The following is a 19,959-nucleotide window of genomic DNA, read 5'->3' on the forward strand; positions in this document are numbered from 1 at the left end:
GGATATTGGTCCACGCCTCAAACCCAGCAAGGACAAGGAGGGCGCACGTGACGGTCGAACAATGGGGGCCGTGGGTGGCAGCAGCCATCGGCCTAGTGAACCTGGTCGCCGGAATCCAAGCCTATCGCGGCCGCTATCGAGCCTGGCTGATGCTCAAGGGCTCCCTGTTTCCGGGCTGGCCGGGGCTGGCCTCCTTGTATCTGGGAGTAGCCTTCACGTTGATCGGCGTTTCATCCTGGGTGATGGACCATGGGCCTTCGGCGCTCAAATTCATGCTCTTCATCCTGCTCTTCCCTTCGTTGGTGCTGGGTATCATCGCGATGTTCTGGCTGCCACCAATGCTGCTGCCGGCGTGGGTCAAGGAGACGCGTCGAAAGTTCACGTCGGGCCAGGACCGTCTCTCCCAGGCGATGGCACCGGGTGGGGCGTTGTACCGGCGTCTCGGGGTGGATCCCGAAAACCAGCCGCGTACCCCTCCGGAACATGACTCCCCGGACGAAGACGAGAAGGGGCCGCGGAACTGATGGCCGAATTTAATGTTCGCGCTTGGCCACATGAACGGTTGAAGGGCGTCAGCCTTCCGGTTCCGCGGGACTGGGTGCGGCTCGATTCTGCCGCCGACACCATGGTCTTGTCCTACCCCGAGGTGGCGGTTGGGACTTTCAAGCCCAATATCGTGGTGCGCAGCCTGCCGACCTCCGGTTCGCTCCCAGCGCTGGGTGCGCAGGCATTGGCCGGAATATTGGGAGGCATCCCGGGCTCCCATTGCATCGCCCACGACCGGGGAGAAATTGCCGGACGGCCGGCCCGCGGGCAACTGTTCACGTTTTCCGCCGATGACTACAACGTGTTGGTTGACAGGTGGGTCTTCTTTGCAGGAGCCGATGCCGTGGAGATCGCCGCTCATTACACGGTTGAACAGCAAGAAGACATCGCCCCCCTCTTTGCCGCGGTGCTCGGGGGCGCCGGCGTCGAAGACGTTCTCGAGCATGGACCCATGCCGGAGCCCATGCGTGAGCCGCCCATCGATGGGTACCTGCAGGAGACATCGGGGATCCGCGCCGAGGATTTGGGCCGTATCCCACTTCTTCAGCCCTACCGGCCGGTGGGTCCGATCCTGACGGACGACGCCTTTCAGCTCGTCTTGGAGCACGCAGGGCAGCAGCGGATGATGAAGGCGCGCATGTTGTCGGTCGCCGGGGAATGTGCCGAGCTGGTGGCGGCGGGCCTCATGGAACCGGATGGGGCTTTTACCCATGCATTCGCCATCCTCTCGGTACCCCTCCGGGAGGTCCGCCGCAGATTTGTGGTGGAGGGGCGGTACGGCACCCAAACCACACAACTGGATGCCTGGGCAGGCGGTGGGGGAGTACTGGTGGCGGCGCGGGCCTCGCACGCCCAGTTGGTATGGGGCAACGAGGAACATGCCGTCCCACCGGGCTCAGTCCGCTTGGAAATCGTCCGCGAAGGCACCCTGGCCGGTGTAGTGGCCGCCTGGGCCGGTCTGGGCCCGGCTTGGTCGGTACTGGGACGAGTCGACCAGGTGGCCCCGGGTGCATTTGAAGCCAGACTCGAGGGTGCTGGGGGTCCGCCGGAGAATGCAGATCGTCCGCTGCGCAGGATGTGGGAGCAGCCGTGGTTTGCGTGGCGCTTCCGCATGCCCGACCTCGACATGGAGAGGTCATGGTTGAACGCGGGAACCGCTGGCCACTTTGCGATTGGCCGCACATCGGCAGAGACCATGATGATCCAGGCCACCCCGTCAGCCCATGTCTGGAAGACCATGAGCCAGGAGATCGGCCTGGCGCTGCAACTCCACTAGGTCAGGTCGGCCGGTTCTCGCTACACGAACCGGGACATCCAGAGTATTTTCGGTTTCTCTCGGTACATCGATCTGCTCACTGGTGTTCGGCGGATGCCGCCTTTTCAGGGGGATTCTGGCCTACGCCGGTGTCACCAACCTCGCGGCATAGAATGGCCAGCGGACGGGCGGGTACCGTTGAACCATGCATACCCACCACGACGTCCCCGGCTCCCAGCCAACGGCATCCGCCGCGTTGGGACTGGCCGGCGCGATGGGGGATCCCGCCTTTTCCGGCGACGATGGTGGAGTCCTGGGCCGCTTCCCCGAGGCCGTCGCCGCTCACGGGCTCACCGATGGGGCCCGGACTCGAGGTGGCGGCCCGGCCCGGGGATACCGGATCGCGCTGTTCGCGTCGTTGGCAGTGGGCGCGGTGACCGGGCTGTCGCTCATGGCGGCTTGGATCCTGCAGATTGTCTTGACCGGTTCGTACATCCGCGTCGGGGGCGACTACTTCGGCACCGGCATCGAGGCCGCGGCAACCCGCGAACTGCTTTCCCTCCCGGTCGGCGGATTCGTGGTGGTCCTGCTGTTGTGCCTGGCGGGTATGTGCGCTGGCATCTGGGGCGTCCAGCGGAGCAAAACGGCTTAGCCCCATGGATCGGGCCACCATGATCGCCGTCAGGTGAGTTCCCGGCGCCCTCCTGTTTGCCTTGTGCTGGCCTTTTTCTGGGGCTCTGGGTGATCCTGTTCCCGGTCCTGGGATGGCTGCTGGAGGTCGCCCGCCCGCTGGCCGCGGTCGTGGCACTTTTCATCTGGTTCCCCAGCCTGCTCATCGGCATCGTCGGGATGTTCTGGCTTCCTCGGTTTCGACTCCCGTTGTGGATCGAGGATGGCCTCGGGAGATCCGCCGAGGGGTGGGCACCCTGTCTCTGGCGGTCAAACCCGGTGGGAGCCCCTCCGGCAAGCTCGGTGTGCCCCGTGATCAATGGCCCGAGCGCCGGAGGTCCGGGGGGGCCGTAGCTGCCAACGGGGAATTCCGCCTTTCCCAGGGCTGGGGTAAGGCGGGCAGGTGACGCTCCGCCGTCGTGCATTTTGGCACTCACCTTGACCGAGTGCCAACGACCTCATAGAGTCTGTACTGGCACTCGAACCCATCGGGTGCTAATAGCCTGAGGTACTTGCCAGCTGGCACCGCGACGACGGTTGGTACACCCCAACGGCCCCGTAACCATTGGTAACTCACGCAAAGGAGAGATCCGCATGTCGGTCTCCATTAAGCCTCTCGAGGATCGCATCGTTGTTCAGCCGCTCGAGGCCGAGCAGACCACGGCTTCCGGCCTGGTCATCCCGGACACCGCCAAGGAGAAGCCCCAGGAGGGCAAGGTCGTGGCAGTGGGCCCGGGTCGCGTTGACGACAACGGCAACCGCGTTCCCGTCGATGTCGCCGAGGGCGACGTCGTCATCTACTCGAAGTACGGCGGCACCGAGGTCAAGGTCGGCGGCGAAGAGTACCTGGTGCTCTCGGCCCGCGACGTCCTGGCCATCGTCGTCAAGTAGTTCCCCAGTGTGAAGCCCCGGCCGCAAAGGTCGGGGCTTCACTCGGTTACCAAGGAGTAGCAGCATGGCTAAACAGCTTTCATTCAACGACGACGCCCGCAAGGCGCTCGAGGCCGGCATCAACAAGCTGGCCGACACCGTCAAGGTCACCCTCGGCCCGCGCGGCCGCAACGTCGTCCTGGACAAGAAGTGGGGCGCCCCCACGATCACCAACGACGGCGTGACGATCGCCCGCGAGATCGAGCTCGACGACCCGTACGAGAACCTCGGCGCCCAGCTCGCCAAGGAGGTCGCCACCAAGACCAACGACGTCGCCGGCGACGGAACCACCACCGCCACCGTGCTCGCCCAGGCCTTGGTCAAGGAAGGCCTGCGCAACGTCGCGGCCGGCGCCGCCCCGGGTGAGATCAAGCGCGGCATCGAGGCCTCCGTCGAGGCCGTCGCCGCCCGCCTGGCCGAGAACGCCCGACCCGTCGAGGGCCAGGACGTCGCCAACGTGGCGGCCATCTCCGCCCAGAACGACGAGATCGGCGAACTCCTGGCCAAGGCGTTCGGCACCGTGGGCGCCGAAGGCGTCATCACGATCGAGGAATCTAACACCACCTCGACCGAGCTGACCATCACCGAGGGCATGCAGTTCGACAAGGGCTACCTGTCCCCGCACTTCGTCACCGACGCCGAGCGCCAGGAAGCGGTCCTCGAGGACGCCCTCATTCTGGTCAACTCCGGCAAGATCTCCTCCGTGCAGGACTTCCTGCCGCTGCTGGAAAAGGTCCTGCAGGCCAACAAGCCGCTGTTCATCATCGCCGAGGACGTTGAGGGCGAAGCCCTCTCGACCCTGGTCGTGAACAAGCTGCGCGGCACCCTGAACGTCGTGGCCGTCAAGGCCCCGGGATTCGGCGACCGCCGCAAGGCCATGATGCAGGACATCGCGATCCTCACCGGCGCCCAGGTCGTGTCCCCGGACCTCGGCCTGAAGCTGGACCAGGTCGGCACCGAGGTCCTCGGCTCCGCCCGCCGCATCACGGTCACCAAGGACAACACCACGATTGTTGACGGCAAGGGCGAGACCGCCGATGTCGACGACCGCGTGGCGCAGCTCAAGGCCGAGATCGAGCGCACCGATTCGGACTGGGACAAGGAGAAGCTCCAGGAACGCCTGGCCAAGCTCTCCGGCGGTGTCGGCGTGATCCGCGTCGGCGCGGCCACCGAGGTCGAGCTCAAGGAACGCAAGCACCGCATCGAGGACGCCGTGTCAGCGACGCGTGCAGCCATCCAGGAAGGCATCGTCGCCGGCGGTGGCACCGCCCTGGTCGACGCGCTCTCCGTGCTCGACACCGACCCGACCGTCACCGCCCTCGAGGGCGACGCCGCATCGGCCGTTGGCATCGTGCGCCGCGCCCTGGTCCAGCCGCTGCGCTGGATCGCGCAGAACGCCGGCTTCGACGGTTACGTCGTGGTCAACCGTGTGTCCGAGTCCGCCGTGAACTCCGGCTTCAACGCCAAGTCCGGCGAGTACGAGGACCTGCTGGCCGCCGGTGTCATCGACCCGGTCAAGGTCACCCGCTCGGCACTGCGGAACGCCGCTTCCATCGCCGCCCTGGTGCTCACCACCGAGACCCTGGTCGCCGAAAAGCCGGCAGACGACGAGAACGACGGCCACAACCACTAGGCCAGAGTTCGACGCCGGACCCTCCTATCGCACCCCGGTGTGGTGGGAGGGTTCCTGCGTTAAGCGGTGTCCGGATAGCATCTGGTCCATGGGCGAGCAGGAGCATCCCCTCGCGGGAGGGAACGTGGCCGCAGGCGTGGTCCGGGTGGGGGAGACCGTGCGCAAGCCCGCGACGGCCTCGACCCCGGCCATCGGATCCCTGCTGCACCACCTCCGGGCCACGGGTTTCGCGGGGGCGCCGCGCTTCCACGGCCTCGACGGGCGGGGACGGCAGATCCTCGACTACGTGGATGGCCCGCTCGCCGACACCCTTCCGCCGATGTCCCTCCACGACCTGGACCGGGTCGGGCGGCTGATCCGGGACCTGCACGACGCCACCTCGACCCACGTCCCCGCCGAAGGTGCGGTGTTCTCCGTCGAGATCGCCCCCGATCGGGAGGACCTGATCTGCCACCACGACCTGGCGCCCTGGAATCTGGTGTGCGCGGACGCGGGATGGGTCTTCATCGACTGGGACGGTGCCGGTCCGGGCAGCCGCCTCTGGGACCTCGGCTATGCCGCCCATGGTTTTGTTCCCCTGCATGCCGGCGGAACGCCGGCGGTGGACGGGCCGCGCCTGCGCGCCTTGGTGGATGGGTATGGGCTGTCGGCCAACGAACGGAAACGTCTGCCCGAACTCATAGAGAGTCACGTCCGCGGCATGTACGGACTGCTGATGGACGGCCACCACAGGGGACGCCAGCCGTGGGCGCAATTGCATGCGGAGGGCCACGGCGACCACTGGCTGGGCGCCGCGGACTACATAGCCGCGAACCTGGCGTTCTGGGTCGAAACACTGGCCGACGGCGTCGAAGAGTAGCGCCACGGACCGCCGCCAGCCCCGGGACCGCTCTGATGGCGACGACCGGTACCATGGCGTGCGTCACTGTTTCCCCTCAACGGAAGGCTTCTTGATGGGCCCGACCGACCCCAGATTCGACGTCGTCATCGTTGGCGGAGGCCACAACGGCCTCACGGCGGCCGCCTACCTTTCCCTCGCCGGCAAGTCAGTCCTCCTGCTGGAAAAGCTGGACGACGTCGGCGGCGCGGCGGTGTCCGCCCGCCCCTTTCCGGGCATCGACGCCAACCTCTCGCGCTACTCGTACCTGGTGAGCCTGCTACCCCAGACGATCGTGGATGACCTCGGACTCGAGGTCTCCTTCGTCGGACGCCGGTACTCCTCCTACACGCCCGACCCGGCAAGCCCCACGAGGGGCCTGCTCATCGACGACGAAGCCCCCGAGGCCACGGCCGACTCGTTCTCCACCATGGGGGCTCCGCCGGGGGAGGCCGAGGCCTTCACGACGTTCTACGCCGACTGCCACCGCCTCACCCGGGCCCTGTGGCCGACCATGACCGGCCCCCTGCCAACCCGTTCGGAGGCCAAGGCCCTCGCCGTGGCGGCCGGCGCCGGGGACACCTGGGAACGGCTGATGGAACGCCCTCTCGGCGAGGCCATCACAGGCGCCCTGCGTAACGATGTGGCGCGCGGGGTGGTGCTCACCGACGGGCTCATCGGGACCTTCGCCACGGCTCATGGAACCGACCTCCAGCAGAACATCTGCTTCCTCTACCACCTCATCGGCGGGGGGACGGGGGAATGGCGGGTCCCCCGTGGTGGCATGGGATCCGTGTCGGCCGAACTGGAGCGATCCGCCCGCAACGCCGGAGCCGTCATCCGCACGGGTGCCGAGGTGCTCTCCATCGGTCCCGACGGCTTGGTGGCCTACCGTCACGCGGGCGACCAGGAAACGGCCAGCGCAGACGTCGTGCTGGTCAACGCCGCGCCCGCCGTCCTGGGCCAACTGCGACGAGGGCGTGCCGCAATAGTTCCGGCAAACCCGAACCATCAACGGGAGGGCGCCCAGGTCAAGGTGAACCTCCTGCTCACCCGCCTGCCGCGGCTGCTGGACGACACGGTCACCCCCGAAGCCGCCTTCGGCGGCACCTTCCACATCAACGAGACCTTCACCCAGCTCCAGCACGCCTACGAGCAGGCCGCCGCCGGGCAGGTGCCCGATCCGTTGCCCTGCGAAATCTACTGCCATTCCCTGGCGGACCCCAGCATCCTCTCGCCCGCGTTGCAGGAGGCCGGCGCCCACACGCTGACGGTTTTCGGCCTGCACGTTCCCGACCGCCTCGTCACCGGGGACACCAACGAAGCCCTCCGCGACCAGCTCCAGGCGGCGGTGTTCGCCTCGTTGAACTCGGTGCTCGCCGAGCCCATTGAGGACCTGGTGATGCCCGACGCCGCGGGTCGTCCCTGCGTGGAAACGAAAACCACCCTGGATATCCAGCGGGCCCTGGGCATGCCGCGCGGCAATATCTTCCATGGCGGCCTCGATTGGCCGTTCGCCGAAGACGGGGCCCCGTTGGAAACTCCGGCGCAACGGTGGGGCGTGGCCACGGACGATCCGCGCATCCTGCTCTGCGGATCCGGTGCCCGGCGTGGCGGAGCCGTCAGCGGCCTCGGTGGCCATAATGCGGCCATGGCCGTCCTGGAGATGTCCGACGCCACCGATCGGTAACGGTCCGATAACGGCAAGCTGCTAAAGTGGTCGGCCGTGGGCCGCATGCCGCCCGCCGGGGGGACGACCAGACCAGCCACAGGAAAGCAGATCGCCATGGCCGAGCCACGCCACGCATCTCCACGTCCCGAGGCCGCCATTGAACGTCCGGCCCCCGTGAAACCGCACTACCGTCCCGAGGTGCAGGGGTTGCGCGCCTTTGCCGTGCTCATGGTCGTCACCTACCACGTCTGGCTCGGCCGGGTCTCCGGCGGCGTCGATGTCTTCCTGTTCATCTCGGCGTTCCTGCTGACCTCCTCGTTCGCCTACAAGGTGTCCTCGGGTCGGCCGATCGGACTGCTCGCCTATTGGCTGCACCGCTTCAAGTCGTTGTTGCCGGCTGCCGTCGTCGTCCTTTTGGTGGTCCTGGCGGCCACGGCATCGCTGCTGCCACGCACGCGCTGGGGCGAGGTCTTCGAACAGACCTGGTCCACGCTGTTCTACGTCCAGAACTGGACGCTGGCCCGCGACTCGGTGGACTACTACGCCCAGAACCACGGGGCGGCCAGCCCGCTGCAGCACTTCTGGTCGCTGTCGATCCAAGGCCAGGTGTTCATCCTCTGGCCGCTGCTCATCGCGGCGGCCGCCCTGGTCTGGAAGCTGCTGCGCCGGGCCCATCCCACCCTCGGGTTCGGGGCCGTCCTGGCCGTGGCGTTCGGTCTCGTGTTCGCCGGATCGCTGGCCTATTCCGTCCACATCACCACCACCAGCCAGTCCTGGGCCTACTTCGACACCGGCGCGCGACTCTGGGAATTCGCCCTCGGTTCGCTGCTGGCCGTCCTGATCCCGCGGGCCGGACAACTCCCGATGGCCGTGCGGATCCCCATGGGCTGGGCCGGGTTGGCCGCCATGCTCGCCTGCGGGATCCTGCTGCAGGTCCAGCAGCAGTTCCCCGGATACATCGCCCTGTGGCCGACGCTGGCCGCCGCGGCGGTCATCATCGCCGGCCGGACCGGCCATCCGTGGGGCGTGGACCGGCTCCTTGCCGCCCGTCCGCTGACCCGGCTGGGCGACATCTCCTACGCCCTGTACCTCTGGCACTGGCCCATCCTGGTGATCTTCCTGTCGACCCGCGGCGCCGGGGAACCGGGTTTCCTCGGCGGCCTCGGCGTCATCGGGCTGTCCCTGGTCCTGGCGTGGGCTACCACCAGGATCGTCGAGACCCCCTTCCATGCCTGGTCCTGGCCGCGCGCCCGCCGACGCCGGCTCGGCCTGGTCGTGGGCCTGCTCATCGGGGTCGTGGCCATGCCGCTCAGCGGCTGGCAGGCCCGGGTGGCGGCGTACGAGACCAGCGCCGTCGCCCAGCCCGCCGAGGACAACCCCGGTGCGGCCGCGCTGGAACCGGGGTTCGAGTTCTCCGGGGACCGGGATTCTGCAGTGCTCCCGCTGGCCAGCCAGCTCTCGACGGAATGGTCCAATTACGGTGGCGAATGCACCCAGGGTTACGAGCTGACGGATCCCGCCATGGAGTATTGCCAAATGGGTGGGAACCCGGCCACCGCCGCGAAGACGATCATCGTGCTGGGCGACTCGCACGCCCAGCACTGGACCGCAGCCCTGGACGCCGTGGCGCAGCAGAACAACTGGGCCTGGGTGCTCGTCACCCGCCCCGCCTGCCGGTTCGGCGCCGAAAGCCAGGAACGCGACGCCGGCTGCAACGCGTTCAACGCGGCGGCCACCGACTACGTCCTGGACCACGACGCCGATGCCGTCCTCACGCTGGGAACGCTGACCTCGTTCTACCCGGACTCGAAGGAGGGGACGCCTGCCGATGCCGAACGGATCGTCCCCGGCTACGAGGACGGGATCCGCCCGTTCCTGAAGCAGGGCAAGCAGGTCATCGCCATGCGCGACACCCCGCGCTTCACGTTCAGCGTCCCCGAATGTGTTGACCTGAACGGCGCGGATTCGCCGAAGTGCAGGGCACCGGTCGATGAGCTGGTGGCCGTCCACTCACCGCTGGCGGACCTGCGCACGGAGAACCGGGATGGACGCCTTCCCGGGAAGCTGGGGTTCCTGGACATGACCGATGCGCTTTGCCCGGACGGCATCTGCCGGCCGGTCGTGGGCAACGTGCTGGTCTACATGGACGAGTCCCACCTGACGAAGACCTATGCGCGCACCACGGCCGACATCTTCGAACGCAAACTCCGGGACGTGCTGGCCTGGTGAGCGGCCCCGGAACGTTGCGTTGCACACACTGCCAGAGCCGGGGCATACCGACAGGGCCCCGAAGGTTCTAGGATGTAATGAATCCCCCGCTGGCTCGCGAAAGGTTCCCCGTGTCCGAGTTCAATCCCTTTGCCCTCGAAGGCCTCACCTACGACGACGTGCTCCTGCTGCCCGGCCCGACGGACGTGATCCCCTCCGAAGCGGATACCTCCACGCGGCTGACCAAACGGATCAACATCAACATCCCCCTGCTCTCCGCGGCCATGGACACGGTCACCGAGGCGCCGATGGCGATTTCGCTGGCCCGCCAGGGAGGCATCGGCATCATCCACCGCAACCTCTCCATCGACGACCAGGCCCGCCAGGTCGACCAGGTCAAGCGCAGCGAATCCGGAATGATCACCGACCCGGTGACCATCAGCCCGGACGCCACCTTGCAGGAGCTCGACGACCTCTGCGGCCACTACCGGGTCTCCGGACTGCCGGTCGTCGACGCCGGCAAGAAGCTCTTGGGCATCATCACCAACCGCGACACCCGGTTCATCCCGCGTGAGCAGTTCATGACCACACGGGTCTACGAATCCATGACGGCCATGCCGCTGATCACCGCCCGCGTGGGCGTTCCCCGCCAGGAGGTCATCGACCTGCTGAGCAAGCACCGCATCGAGAAGCTCCCGCTCGTCGACGACGCCGGCATCCTGCAGGGCCTGATCACCGTGAAGGACTTCGACAAGGCCGAGCAGTACCCGATGGCCACCAAGGACGACGAGGGACGGCTGCGCGTCGGCGCCGCCGTCGGCTTCTTCGGCGAGGGCTACGACCGGGCCATGGCACTGGTCGACGCCGGAGTGGACGTCCTGGTCGTTGACACCGCCAACGGCCACAGCCAGGGTGTGCTGGACATGATCGCCCGGCTGAAGAAGGACCCCGCAGCCGCCCACGTCGACGTCATCGGCGGCCAGGCAGCCACCCGCGAAGGCGCCCAGGCCATCATCGACGCCGGTGCGGACGCCATCAAGGTCGGCGTCGGACCGGGCTCCATCTGCACCACCCGCATCGTCGCCGGTGTCGGCGTCCCGCAGATCACCGCCATCTACGAATCCGCCAAGGCCGCGATCCCCGCCGGGGTGCCGCTGATCGCCGACGGCGGCCTGCAGCACTCGGGGGACATCGGCAAGGCGCTGGTCGCCGGGGCCGACTCGGTCATGCTCGGTTCCCTGCTGGCCGGCACCGCCGAGTCCCCGGGCGACCTGGTCTTCATGAACGGCAAGCAGTTCAAGGCCTACCGCGGCATGGGGTCGCTGGGCGCCATGCAGACCCGCGGCAAGAACACCTCCTACTCCAAGGACCGCTACTTCCAGGCCGACGTCCCCACCGACGAGAAGCTGATCCCCGAGGGCATCGAGGGCCAGGTGCCCTACCGGGGCCCCGTCTCCGCCGTCGCGCACCAGCTGGTGGGCGGGCTGCACCAGACCATGTTCTACGTCGGCGGACGCACCATCCCCGACCTGAAGGAACGCGGGAAGTTCGTGCGGATCACCGCCGCCGGCCTGAAGGAATCGCACCCGCACGACATCATGATGACCGTCGAAGCACCGAACTACCGGTCGCGGTAGCGCCGGTGGCCCCCTCGCCCGTCCAGCTGAAGAAGCTCGCCCGCGCCCGCATGGAGCGCACCGGCGAAAGCTACACGACGGCACGCAAGGCCATCCTCGATGGCCGCCCCGAACGACCATCGGCACGCCCGGCACCGGCCGGGAAGGCGGCCACCAGCGGGAAACGGCGGACCGGCGACGACACCCCTGCCGTAGCCGTGACCCCGGCCGCGCCGGAGCCCGGTGAACTGCCCGAATATCCGGCACCCGCCGACGTCACCCAATACGACGCCGGTCTCTGGCAGCGCGTCCTCACCCAGTCCGGGGTCACCGACCCGGTGACCGGGAAGCCGTTGAGCGAGGCCATGCTGGCAGGGCTGGCCGGCGGGATCGGCTTCATGGTGTTCGTCTTCGAGTACGAGGAGACCACCACCGCCAGCGTCGTCACCCGGGCCCACCCGGAGCCCTACACCGAGAACCTGCTGTCGCGCTGCGGAGCCGTGGTGCGCGAGCAGAAAACGGGCAGCGCCCGGTTGGCCGCCCAGTACCTCGACGAGGGACTGGACGAGGGCCGGGCCGTCGTCGTCCGCGTCAGCCGCGCCGCCCTGCCCTGGGTCGACGCCGGCCTGGCCGACGCCGATGAACCCGTGGACGTGGCGGTGCTCGGCGAGCACGACGACGGCAACCTGCTCATCGACGATGGTTCCGGCGGGTTGCAGCTGATCTCTCCCGCGGATTTGGCCACCGCGCGCGGCCAGCGCAAGGCGGGCAAGAACTGGCAGGCCTGGATCCCCGCATCCACCGGCCCCGACGTGGCGACCCTGGCCGCCCACGTCGTGGCGGCCATCGGCGAGACGACCGGCCGCCTGCTGGGCACCCGCGAGCTGGACGGCATTCCGGATCATTTCGCCAAGAACTTCGGGGTCGCCGGATTGCGCACCTGGGCCGGCCGGCTGCTGGACACCACGACGGCCTCGGGCTGGACCCGGATCTTCGCCGAACCCGGGCGCCTGGCCCACGGGCTGGAGATGGTGGCCCTCTTCCTCGCCGACGGCCGCTACGGGGGACCCGGCGGGCTCCGCGGACTCTACGCCGAATTCCTCGACGAGGCCGCCGCCCTGCCGGGGCTGGCGGCCCTGGGGGAGTGCGCGCCGGCCTACCGTGAGCTGGCGGCCCACTGGGATGGACTGTCCGAGGCCATCGACCCGGATGTGGACCCCGCGGACCGGAGCCGGCACTTCGCCGACCTCGCCGCGCGGGCCACCCGGATCGCCGACGCCGAGGAGCATGCCGCACGCCAGTTGGCCGACGTGCTGGCGGGGCTGGAAAAGTCCACGTCACCGCGGGGATAGATTTTGCCTCCCCGCGCGTTGTAACCGGTAGGCTTATCCAAACGAACCTATTGAGGAGACCAGTTATGGCCACCGGGGGCAATCCGATGTTCCAGTCCAAGGCGTTCCGCGAACAAATGCGGCCCGCCGGAGACTCCACCGCCAACTCCCAGCGGACCGCGGAGCCGATGAGCGCGCAGTCCCTGCAAGACCTCTACAACTCCCCGTCGGCCGGGCCGGCCCAGACCGGCCGCCTGACCTACAACGACGTCGTCTCCAAGACGGTGTTGATGTTCGGCGCACTGGTGATCACCGCTGTCATCGGCTGGCAGATCCCCGCACTGATGCTGCCCGGGGTCCTCATCGGCCTGGTGCTGGGGCTGGTCAACAGCTTCAAGCGCGAGCCCTCGCCGGTGCTCATCATGCTCTACGCCGCGGCCGAGGGCCTGTTCCTCGGCGGCATCTCGCAGATCATCGATGGTCTCTACCCGGGGGCGGCCATCCAGGCGGTGCTCGCCACCTTCTCGGTCTTCGCCGTCACACTGGTCCTGTACCGCTCGGGCAAGTACCGGGCGACCCCGAAGATGACCCGGATGTTCTTCATCGCCATGGGCGCCTACCTGGTGTTCAGCCTGGTGAACCTGGGCCTGATGCTCTTCGGCGTCACGGACGGCATGTTCGGCCTGCGCTCGGGCTGGTTGGGCCTGGCGATCGGCGCGTTGGCGGTCCTGCTGGCCACCTACTCGCTGGTGCTGGATTTCACCCAGATCCAACGCGGCGTCGAGCAGGGCGCCCCGGCCAAGTTCGCCTGGACCGCAGCCTTCGGCCTCACCGTCACCATGGTGTGGCTCTACGTGGAGATCCTGCGCATCATTGCGATTCTGCGCGAGATGTAGCAACACCACCACCCAGGACGACGGCGGCGCCCGGCCCGGGCGCCGCCGTCGTCATGTATTGAACCCCGGATCCGCCACGGCGCTACCGTAGGGGGATGTCCAAGCAGGAAGGGACCAGCTCATGAGTGCACCGACGTCCGCGCCCACCGGCCGGCAGTTCACGATCCGCGGCGGAGGCGCCACGGCGGTCATCACCGAGCTGGCCGCCGGCCTGCGCAGCTACCAGCGCGACGGCATCGACCTGGCCCAGCCCTACGGCGAGGACTCCCTGCCGCCCTCGGGCTCGGGCATCCTGCTGGCCCCCTGGGGCAACCGGATCCGTGACGGCCGCTGGGAACTGGATGGGCAGCCCCAGCAGCTGGACATCACCGAGGTCAAGAACGGCAACGCCATCCACGGCCTGCTGCGCAACACCGGCTACCGGGTCGAGTCCTCCAGCGACTCCTCGATCTGCCTTGCCGCCGAGATCTTCCCGCAGCACGGCTTCCCCTTCCGGATGACCCACACGGCCACCTACACCCTCGACCCCGAGGGTGGGCTCTCGGTCACCCAGGACCTGGTCAACCACAGCGAACGCCCCGCTCCGGCGGCGCTCGGTGCCCATCCGTATCTGCGCCTGGGCGAGGTCCCGACGGAGGACCTGGTGCTCACCGTCGAGGCCGACACGGCGCTGGTCGCCGACGACCGGCAAATCCCCACGGGCACCACACCGGTCTCGGGGGAGAACGACTTCCGCTCGGGCCGCCGCGTCGGCGACGTGCGCGTCGACGTCGGGCTCACCGGGCTGACCCTGCACGACGACGGGGTGTACCGCCACCAGCTGATGGCCCCGGATGGGCGCGGTGTCGGCATCTGGGCGGATGCGACCTTCGGCTACGCCCAGGTCTTCGTGACCGAGAAGTATGCCGGACAGCCGCTGGCGGTGGCGATCGAACCGATGAGCGCCCCGGCCAATGCGTACAACTCCGGGGAGGCACTGCTCTGGCTGGCCCCGAATGAGCACCTGATCGGGCGCTGGGGCATCGAGTCATGGCTCTAGCCGCCGGTCCACGGCGCCGCGACGTCACCGGCGACATGCCGTATGGGGTGCGGATCGCCGCGGCGTGGAGCTGGCGGGTCGCCATCATCATCGGGTGCGCCGGCCTGCTGCTGTGGCTGCTCAGCCACGTGTCGCTGCTGGTCATCCCGCTGATGATCGCCGCCCTGCTGGCCGGGCTGCTGATGCCGGTGGTCCGGCTGCTCAAGCGCTGGCAGGTCCCCAACGGACTGGCCACCGGGTTGACGATGCTGGCCTTCCTGGCCGTCATCACCGGCTTGCTGCTGTTGGTCGGCCGGACCATGGCCCGCGGCATGATGAGCCTGTGGCAGCAGGCCCTGACGGGCATCTCGCAGGTCCAGCACTGGCTCTCCACGGGGCCGCTGCACCTGACCAACCAGGATGTCGACAACTACGTCGACGGCGTCCTGAAACAACTGCAGTCCAACAGCGACACCATCCTCAGCGGTGCTGTTTCCTGGGGGAGCACGCTGGGACACTTCGCCGCGGGCCTGCTGTTGGCGCTGTTCTCGCTCGTCTTCTTCCTGCTCGAGGGCGAACGCATCTGGTCCTTCGTCGTCCGGCTCATGCCCAGCCGTGCCCGGGCCGCCACCGACGGCGCCGGACGCAAGGGATGGGTCAGCCTGGTCAGCTACGTTCGAGTCCAGCTCTTCGTCGCCTTCATCGACGCCGTCGGCATCGGTGTCGGTGCCGCGATCCTCGGTGTGCCGCTGGCGTTCCCGCTGGGCGGGCTGGTCTTCATCGGATCCTTCATCCCGGTCATCGGAGCGCTCGTCACCGGTGCCCTCGCTGTGTTGCTGGCCCTGGTCGCCAACGGCTGGGTCAACGCGTTGATCATGCTCGCCGTCGTCCTGCTGGTCCAACAGGCCGAATCACACATCCTCCAGCCACTGGTCATGGGCCGGGCGGTGAGCCTGCACCCGCTGGCCGTCGTCCTGGCCGTCGCCGGCGGCTCGCTCATCGCCGGCATCGCCGGGGCACTGTTCGCGGTGCCCGTCCTGGCGGTGCTGAACACCATGGTCCGCTACATCGCGGCGCGCGGCTGGGAGACCCCCGACGCCCGTGCCACCGATGGCGACCCGCCGCCCGGACCCGCTACCGCGCTCACGGCACCGGCAGACATCGACGGCGAATCCGATGCCGTCCAGCCGAACCGCCCACGCACCGGAGAGCCACCCCGGTGACCGAAACCTTTCACGAAAGCGCCACCATGCAGCAGCCCCTGGAAACCACAGCCCACGACACCCTGCCCGTCAGCCTGGCCGACATCGAAGCGGCCGCCGAACTGCTGGAGGGCGTCATTGCCCACACCCCGATCGAGCACTCGCGCGCACTGGGTGTGCTGACCGGCAGCGACGTGTACCTCAAATGCGAGAACCTCCAGCGTGCCGGTTCCTTCAAGGTCCGCGGTGCCTACGTGCGCATGGCCCGGCTGACCGAGGAGGAGAAGGCACGCGGCGTCGTCGCAGCCTCGGCAGGCAACCATGCCCAGGGCGTGGCGGTGGCCGCCGACCGGCTGGGCATCAAGGCCCGCATCTACATGCCGCTCGGCGTTGCCCTGCCCAAGCTGACGGCAACCAAGGACCACGGCGCCGAGGTCGTCCTGCACGGGCACAACGTCGACGAGGCACTGGCCGAGGCCCAACGCTATGCCGACGCGACCGGAGCGGTGTTCGTGCACCCCTTCGACAACGCCGACATCATCGCCGGGCAGGGGACCATCGGGCTCGAACTGCTCGAGCAGCTGCCGGACGTGGACACGGTGCTCATGGGTGTCGGCGGCGGCGGGCTGCTGGCCGGTGTCGCCACCGCGGTGAAGGCCAAGGCCGCCGAACAGGGCCGCCAGATCCGCATCATCGGCGTCCAGGCCGAAAATGCGGCATCCTACCCTCCCTCGCTGGCCGCCGACGCCCTGGTACCGCTGGAGAAGGTCTCCACCATCGCCGACGGCATCGCCGTGGGCCGTCCGGGGCAGCTTCCGTTCCAGATCATCCGGGAACTGGTGGACGACGTCGTCACGGTCAGCGAGGATGCCCTGGCCCGGGCCCTGGTGTTCCTGCTCGAGCGCTCCAAGCTCGTCGTCGAACCCGCCGGCGCGGTCGGCGTCGCCGCCCTGCTGGAGGGCAAGCTGGCCGAGCTGGGCATCGATTCCAAGCGCACCGCCGTCGTGCTCTCCGGGGGCAACATCGACCCGCTGCTGATGCTCAAGGTGATCCAGCGCGGACTCGCGGTCGCCGGACGCTACCTGACCGTGCGGATGATGCTCGATGACCGGGCCGGCGAGCTGGCCACCATCTCCCGCGTCATCGCCGAGTCCGACGCCAATGTCACCGGCGTCGACCACACCCGCATCGGCGGTTCGCTGTCGATGGGGGACGTCGCCATCACCATCGACATGGAGACCAAGGGGCACCTGCACTCCGAGCAGGTGCTGGACAACCTGCGGGCCGAGGGATTCCAGCCGGTCATCATCACCACCTAGGACACGGTCCTTAAACGCCTGCGGGCCGCATCTCCGTGAAGGAGGTGCGGCCCGCAGTGGCGTGTGGCGTTCCGTTAGCCCTTGTACGGCTTGGCGGCCAGGATCTCCACATCGATGGACTTGCCGTTCGGGGCGGTGTAGCTGAGCTTGTCGCCCACCTTCTTGCCGTGCACCGCCGTACCGATCGGGGACTTCTCGCTGTAGACCTCCAGGCCCGAGTCGCCGGCGACCTCGCGGCTGCCGAACAGGAAGGTGGTCTTGTCGCCGGCGATGGTTGCATCGACCATCATGCCGGGTTCGACGATTCCGTCATCGGCCGGGGCGTCGCCCACTTCGGCCTTCTGCAGGAAGTCCTTGAGGTAGGCGATGCGGGCTTCCGCCTTGCCCTGCTCCTCCTTGGCCGCGTGGTAGCCGCCGTTCTCCTTCAGGTCGCCCTCGGAACGTGCCTGTTCGATGCGGTCGACGATCTCGGCCCGGCCGGGACCCTGCAGGTGCTCGAGTTCAGTGGACAAGCGGTCGTAGGCCTCCTGGGTGAGCCAGAGAGCCGGTTCATGGTTGGTGGTCACGGTTACTTCTCCTTGTAGTAATGGCCGGTCAGGTGACCGGCCGCCGAACTGCAGTGTTTGCCCGCCGGAGGCGATGCAAGCAAAGACCCCGCCGTGCGTGGTGAAGAACCGCGGTCCGTCACCAGGTCAAGGCGGGGTGGATCGTATTAGATTGATTTTACCCATTATCCGGCCAAAACCCCAAGTGGTAGTGCACCCGGCGGGTCTTGTTCCGGTTAGCCGGCCACCCAGCAGGTCGTCGCTCCGCCGGTCACGCCGAGGGATTCGGTGCGCAGGTCGAAGTCCTTCACGGTGGACTGCCGCCCGGATCCCTCCGTGGGGCCGAAGGTGACGGTCTTCCAGCCGACCACCGCGTAGGACTCGTTCATGACCTGCAGGTTGCAGGAGACGGTGTCCTGGCGTTTCTTCTCCAGCTGGATGGTGACGTTTGCCGTCGTGTCGGAGGTGATGTCGAAGGCGACATCCTTGCTGGTGTAGGACTTGACGTTCCACCAGGTCATGAGCCCGGCCACGGCGATCCCGAAGGCCAGTGCGACGCAGATCACGATGATTCTACGCCGACCGCTGAACGGGCGCTTGGGTGAGCCATACCGAGTGGCTACGCTGGAGGGTGGCGCACCGTCCGTTGATGGAGTCGGCGCCGGCTGCTGGGTGTTCATCCCCTCCAGTCTATGTCCTTTTGCGGGACGGCAAATCGCCGGCCCGCCAGCATCGAGGAGCAGTTCATCGTGGAAGAAGCCCGGGTTGTTCCCGTCCCGCCGTCGGAGGGGTTCCGTCTCCTGGCAGTACATGCCCACCCGGACGACGAATCCAGCAAGGGTGCCGCCACGATGGCCGCCTACGCCGCCGCCGGGGCCCGCGTGATGGTCGCCTCCTGCACCGGGGGTGAGCGCGGGGACATCCTTAATGCGAAGGCCGGCGAACTGGCCCATGCCCATCGTGACCTGGCGGGGTTGCGCCGCAAGGAAATGGCGGAGGCCGCTGCGGCCCTGGGCGTCGAACACCGGTGGCTCGGCTTCGTGGACTCCGGGCTGCCGGAGGGTGACCCATTGCCGCCCCTGCCGCATGCCTCGTTTGCCACGCAGCCGGTCGGCCGTGCCGCTGTCCCCCTGGTGAAGCTGATCCGTGAATTCCGCCCACACGTCGTCACCACGTATGACGAAAATGGCGGCTACCCGCACCCGGACCACATCATGACCCACAAGGTCACGATGGAGGCGGTCGAAGCAGCAGCCGATCCGGGGCGCTACCCCGAGCTGGGCGAGCCGTGGCAGGTCCCCAAGCTGTACTACGACCGTGCCTTCAGCCCCGACCGTTTCCGGACCCTGCACTATGCGATGGAGGAGAACGGCATCGACTCCCCGTACGCGGAGCGGATCAAGGCGTTCGAGGAGCACCCCGACGAGGAGATGTTCCGCTGGGTCAAGCACCACGAGACGACGACGCAGATCGCCTGCGCCGACTTCTTCGGTGCCCGGGACCGGGCGCTGCTGGCGCACCGCACGCAGATCGATCCGGACGGCTTCTTCTTCGCCGTGCCGACGGCGATCTTCGAGAAGTACTGGCCGTGGGAGGACTTCGTCCTCATCTCCTCCCAGGTCGAGTCGCAGACCCCGGAAACGGACCTCTTCGCGGGCCTTCGCTAGCACTTCGCCCACCGCCCGCCCGGGTAGACTGGATGGGCCAGTCTGCGCCGGTACCGTCAAGAAAGAGCGTGTTCGTGAACCTGTTGTCCTCCCTGGCTGTCGCCGCCAGCTCCGCCCCGGCCGTTCCGACCGGCGACGCCGCCCGCGAAATCGGACCGGGTTTTGCCGGTTTCGTCGCCACGGCGGCCATGGTCATCGTGGTGATCTTCCTCATCCGTGACATGAGTCGCCGCATCCGGCGCGTGCGTTATGCCGGAACGGCAGAGGAGCGTCAGGCCGAGCTGGTCGAGCGTGGACGCCAGCGTCACGCCGAGGGCGAGGAATTCCCGCCGAGCAGCCGTCCCGGGCCGGACGGCGACACCGGCCCCGGTCACACGCAATCGCACGACGACGGCGAGGCCGACGACACGAGCCGGGGCGGGGACCGCTAAGCACGAAAGCTGATCCTCAGACAACCGAATGGCGTTGCGGTAGGGATGCCCGCTGGGCGGGTTCGCCGCGCATGCTGCGGCGCATGGCCAGTCCCGATCCACGGAGCTCCCGGGGTGCCGCGCGTCGTCGGCAGCAAGGACCAG

At 68.0% G+C, this 19,959-nt stretch carries 18 protein-coding genes; 16 read left to right on the forward strand and 2 right to left on the reverse strand.

Annotated features, from left to right (window positions below):
• The first annotated feature begins 47 nt into the window (after positions 1-47).
• The 14 genes from AC1MEQ_RS15350 to ilvA all read left to right on the forward strand — a co-directional run bounded on the left by AC1MEQ_RS15350 (position 48) and on the right by ilvA (position 17,172).
• Complete coding sequence (locus AC1MEQ_RS15350) at positions 48-524, forward strand: hypothetical protein (protein WP_479791881.1); 477 nt, start codon at positions 48-50, stop codon at positions 522-524.
• Between the two features lie 107 nt (positions 525-631).
• Entirely contained in the window at positions 632-1,822 is a 1,191-nt protein-coding gene (locus tag AC1MEQ_RS15355) for a hypothetical protein (protein WP_479791883.1), read from the forward strand.
• A gap of 184 nt (positions 1,823-2,006) precedes the next feature.
• Positions 2,007-2,453 (forward strand): hypothetical protein, encoded by a 447-nt coding sequence (locus tag AC1MEQ_RS15360; RefSeq protein WP_479791885.1) that lies wholly within the window; start codon positions 2,007-2,009, stop codon positions 2,451-2,453.
• Between the two features lie 611 nt (positions 2,454-3,064).
• Entirely contained in the window at positions 3,065-3,361 is a 297-nt protein-coding gene (gene groES, locus AC1MEQ_RS15365; protein WP_343899959.1) for a co-chaperone GroES, read from the forward strand.
• A gap of 64 nt (positions 3,362-3,425) precedes the next feature.
• Positions 3,426-5,033 carry a chaperonin GroEL gene (gene groL / locus AC1MEQ_RS15370; RefSeq protein ID WP_479791887.1) on the forward strand — a complete coding sequence of 536 codons (1,608 nt, stop codon included), beginning with the start codon at positions 3,426-3,428 and terminating at the stop codon, positions 5,031-5,033.
• Between the two features lie 88 nt (positions 5,034-5,121).
• Positions 5,122-5,892 (forward strand): phosphotransferase, encoded by a 771-nt coding sequence (locus tag AC1MEQ_RS15375; RefSeq protein WP_479791889.1) that lies wholly within the window; start codon positions 5,122-5,124, stop codon positions 5,890-5,892.
• Positions 5,893-5,986: 94 nt separating this feature from the next.
• Positions 5,987-7,600 (forward strand): phytoene desaturase family protein, encoded by a 1,614-nt coding sequence (locus AC1MEQ_RS15380; RefSeq protein ID WP_479791891.1) that lies wholly within the window; start codon positions 5,987-5,989, stop codon positions 7,598-7,600.
• Positions 7,601-7,696: 96 nt separating this feature from the next.
• A complete protein-coding gene (locus tag AC1MEQ_RS15385; protein WP_479791893.1) occupies positions 7,697-9,811 on the forward strand; it encodes an acyltransferase family protein in 2,115 nt (704 codons plus the stop codon).
• Between the two features lie 77 nt (positions 9,812-9,888).
• Complete coding sequence (gene guaB, locus AC1MEQ_RS15390; protein ID WP_479791895.1) at positions 9,889-11,427, forward strand: IMP dehydrogenase; 1,539 nt, start codon at positions 9,889-9,891, stop codon at positions 11,425-11,427.
• A gap of 5 nt (positions 11,428-11,432) precedes the next feature.
• Positions 11,433-12,758: a BtrH N-terminal domain-containing protein gene (locus AC1MEQ_RS15395; RefSeq protein WP_479791898.1), complete on the forward strand. Its 1,326-nt coding sequence runs from the start codon at positions 11,433-11,435 to the stop codon at positions 12,756-12,758.
• A gap of 65 nt (positions 12,759-12,823) precedes the next feature.
• The gene (locus AC1MEQ_RS15400) at positions 12,824-13,633 is read left to right on the forward strand and encodes a Bax inhibitor-1/YccA family protein (protein WP_479791900.1); all 810 of its coding nucleotides are present in this window, start codon (positions 12,824-12,826) and stop codon (positions 13,631-13,633) included.
• A gap of 121 nt (positions 13,634-13,754) precedes the next feature.
• Positions 13,755-14,672 (forward strand): aldose 1-epimerase family protein, encoded by a 918-nt coding sequence (locus AC1MEQ_RS15405; protein ID WP_479791902.1) that lies wholly within the window; start codon positions 13,755-13,757, stop codon positions 14,670-14,672.
• A complete protein-coding gene (locus AC1MEQ_RS15410; protein WP_479791904.1) occupies positions 14,663-15,874 on the forward strand; it encodes an AI-2E family transporter in 1,212 nt (403 codons plus the stop codon). The genes AC1MEQ_RS15405 and AC1MEQ_RS15410 overlap by 10 nt, the downstream gene beginning before the upstream one ends.
• Positions 15,875-15,900: 26 nt before the next feature.
• Positions 15,901-17,172, forward strand: coding sequence for a threonine ammonia-lyase (ilvA, locus tag AC1MEQ_RS15415; protein ID WP_479796151.1), 1,272 nt, complete (start codon positions 15,901-15,903; stop codon positions 17,170-17,172).
• A gap of 74 nt (positions 17,173-17,246) precedes the next feature.
• On the opposite strand, the gene greA is transcribed toward ilvA, so the two are convergent.
• Positions 17,247-17,738: a transcription elongation factor GreA gene (gene greA, locus AC1MEQ_RS15420; protein WP_479791906.1), complete on the reverse strand. Its 492-nt coding sequence runs from the start codon at positions 17,736-17,738 to the stop codon at positions 17,247-17,249.
• Between the two features lie 215 nt (positions 17,739-17,953).
• Entirely contained in the window at positions 17,954-18,283 is a 330-nt protein-coding gene (locus AC1MEQ_RS15425) for a DUF4307 domain-containing protein (protein ID WP_479791908.1), read from the reverse strand.
• Between the two features lie 126 nt (positions 18,284-18,409).
• Here AC1MEQ_RS15425 and mca point away from each other — a divergent pair, with 126 nt between their 5' ends.
• Positions 18,410-19,384 carry a mycothiol conjugate amidase Mca gene (gene mca / locus AC1MEQ_RS15430; RefSeq protein ID WP_479791909.1) on the forward strand — a complete coding sequence of 325 codons (975 nt, stop codon included), beginning with the start codon at positions 18,410-18,412 and terminating at the stop codon, positions 19,382-19,384.
• Between the two features lie 74 nt (positions 19,385-19,458).
• Positions 19,459-19,815 carry a hypothetical protein gene (locus tag AC1MEQ_RS15435; RefSeq protein ID WP_479791911.1) on the forward strand — a complete coding sequence of 119 codons (357 nt, stop codon included), beginning with the start codon at positions 19,459-19,461 and terminating at the stop codon, positions 19,813-19,815.
• Positions 19,816-19,959 lie beyond the last annotated feature (144 nt).

The organism is Arthrobacter sp. ASL1 (assembly GCF_056680475.1).

Bases quoted from the DNA above. Each gene is read 5' to 3' on its own strand.
- AC1MEQ_RS15360 (WP_479791885.1), top strand. From the start codon at position 2,007: ATGCATACCCACCACGACGTCCCCGGCTCCCAGCCAACGGCATCCGCC.
- groES (WP_343899959.1), top strand. From the start codon at position 3,065: ATGTCGGTCTCCATTAAGCCTCTCGAGGATCGCATCGTTGTTCAGCCG.
- groL (WP_479791887.1), top strand. From the start codon at position 3,426: ATGGCTAAACAGCTTTCATTCAACGACGACGCCCGCAAGGCGCTCGAG.
- AC1MEQ_RS15375 (WP_479791889.1), top strand. From the start codon at position 5,122: ATGGGCGAGCAGGAGCATCCCCTCGCGGGAGGGAACGTGGCCGCAGGC.
- AC1MEQ_RS15380 (WP_479791891.1), top strand. From the start codon at position 5,987: ATGGGCCCGACCGACCCCAGATTCGACGTCGTCATCGTTGGCGGAGGC.
- AC1MEQ_RS15385 (WP_479791893.1), top strand. From the start codon at position 7,697: ATGGCCGAGCCACGCCACGCATCTCCACGTCCCGAGGCCGCCATTGAA.
- guaB (WP_479791895.1), top strand. From the start codon at position 9,889: ATGAATCCCCCGCTGGCTCGCGAAAGGTTCCCCGTGTCCGAGTTCAAT.
- AC1MEQ_RS15400 (WP_479791900.1), top strand. From the start codon at position 12,824: ATGGCCACCGGGGGCAATCCGATGTTCCAGTCCAAGGCGTTCCGCGAA.
- AC1MEQ_RS15405 (WP_479791902.1), top strand. From the start codon at position 13,755: ATGAGTGCACCGACGTCCGCGCCCACCGGCCGGCAGTTCACGATCCGC.
- AC1MEQ_RS15410 (WP_479791904.1), top strand. From the start codon at position 14,663: ATGGCTCTAGCCGCCGGTCCACGGCGCCGCGACGTCACCGGCGACATG.
- ilvA (WP_479796151.1), top strand. From the start codon at position 15,901: ATGCAGCAGCCCCTGGAAACCACAGCCCACGACACCCTGCCCGTCAGC.
- mca (WP_479791909.1), top strand. From the start codon at position 18,410: ATGTCCTTTTGCGGGACGGCAAATCGCCGGCCCGCCAGCATCGAGGAG.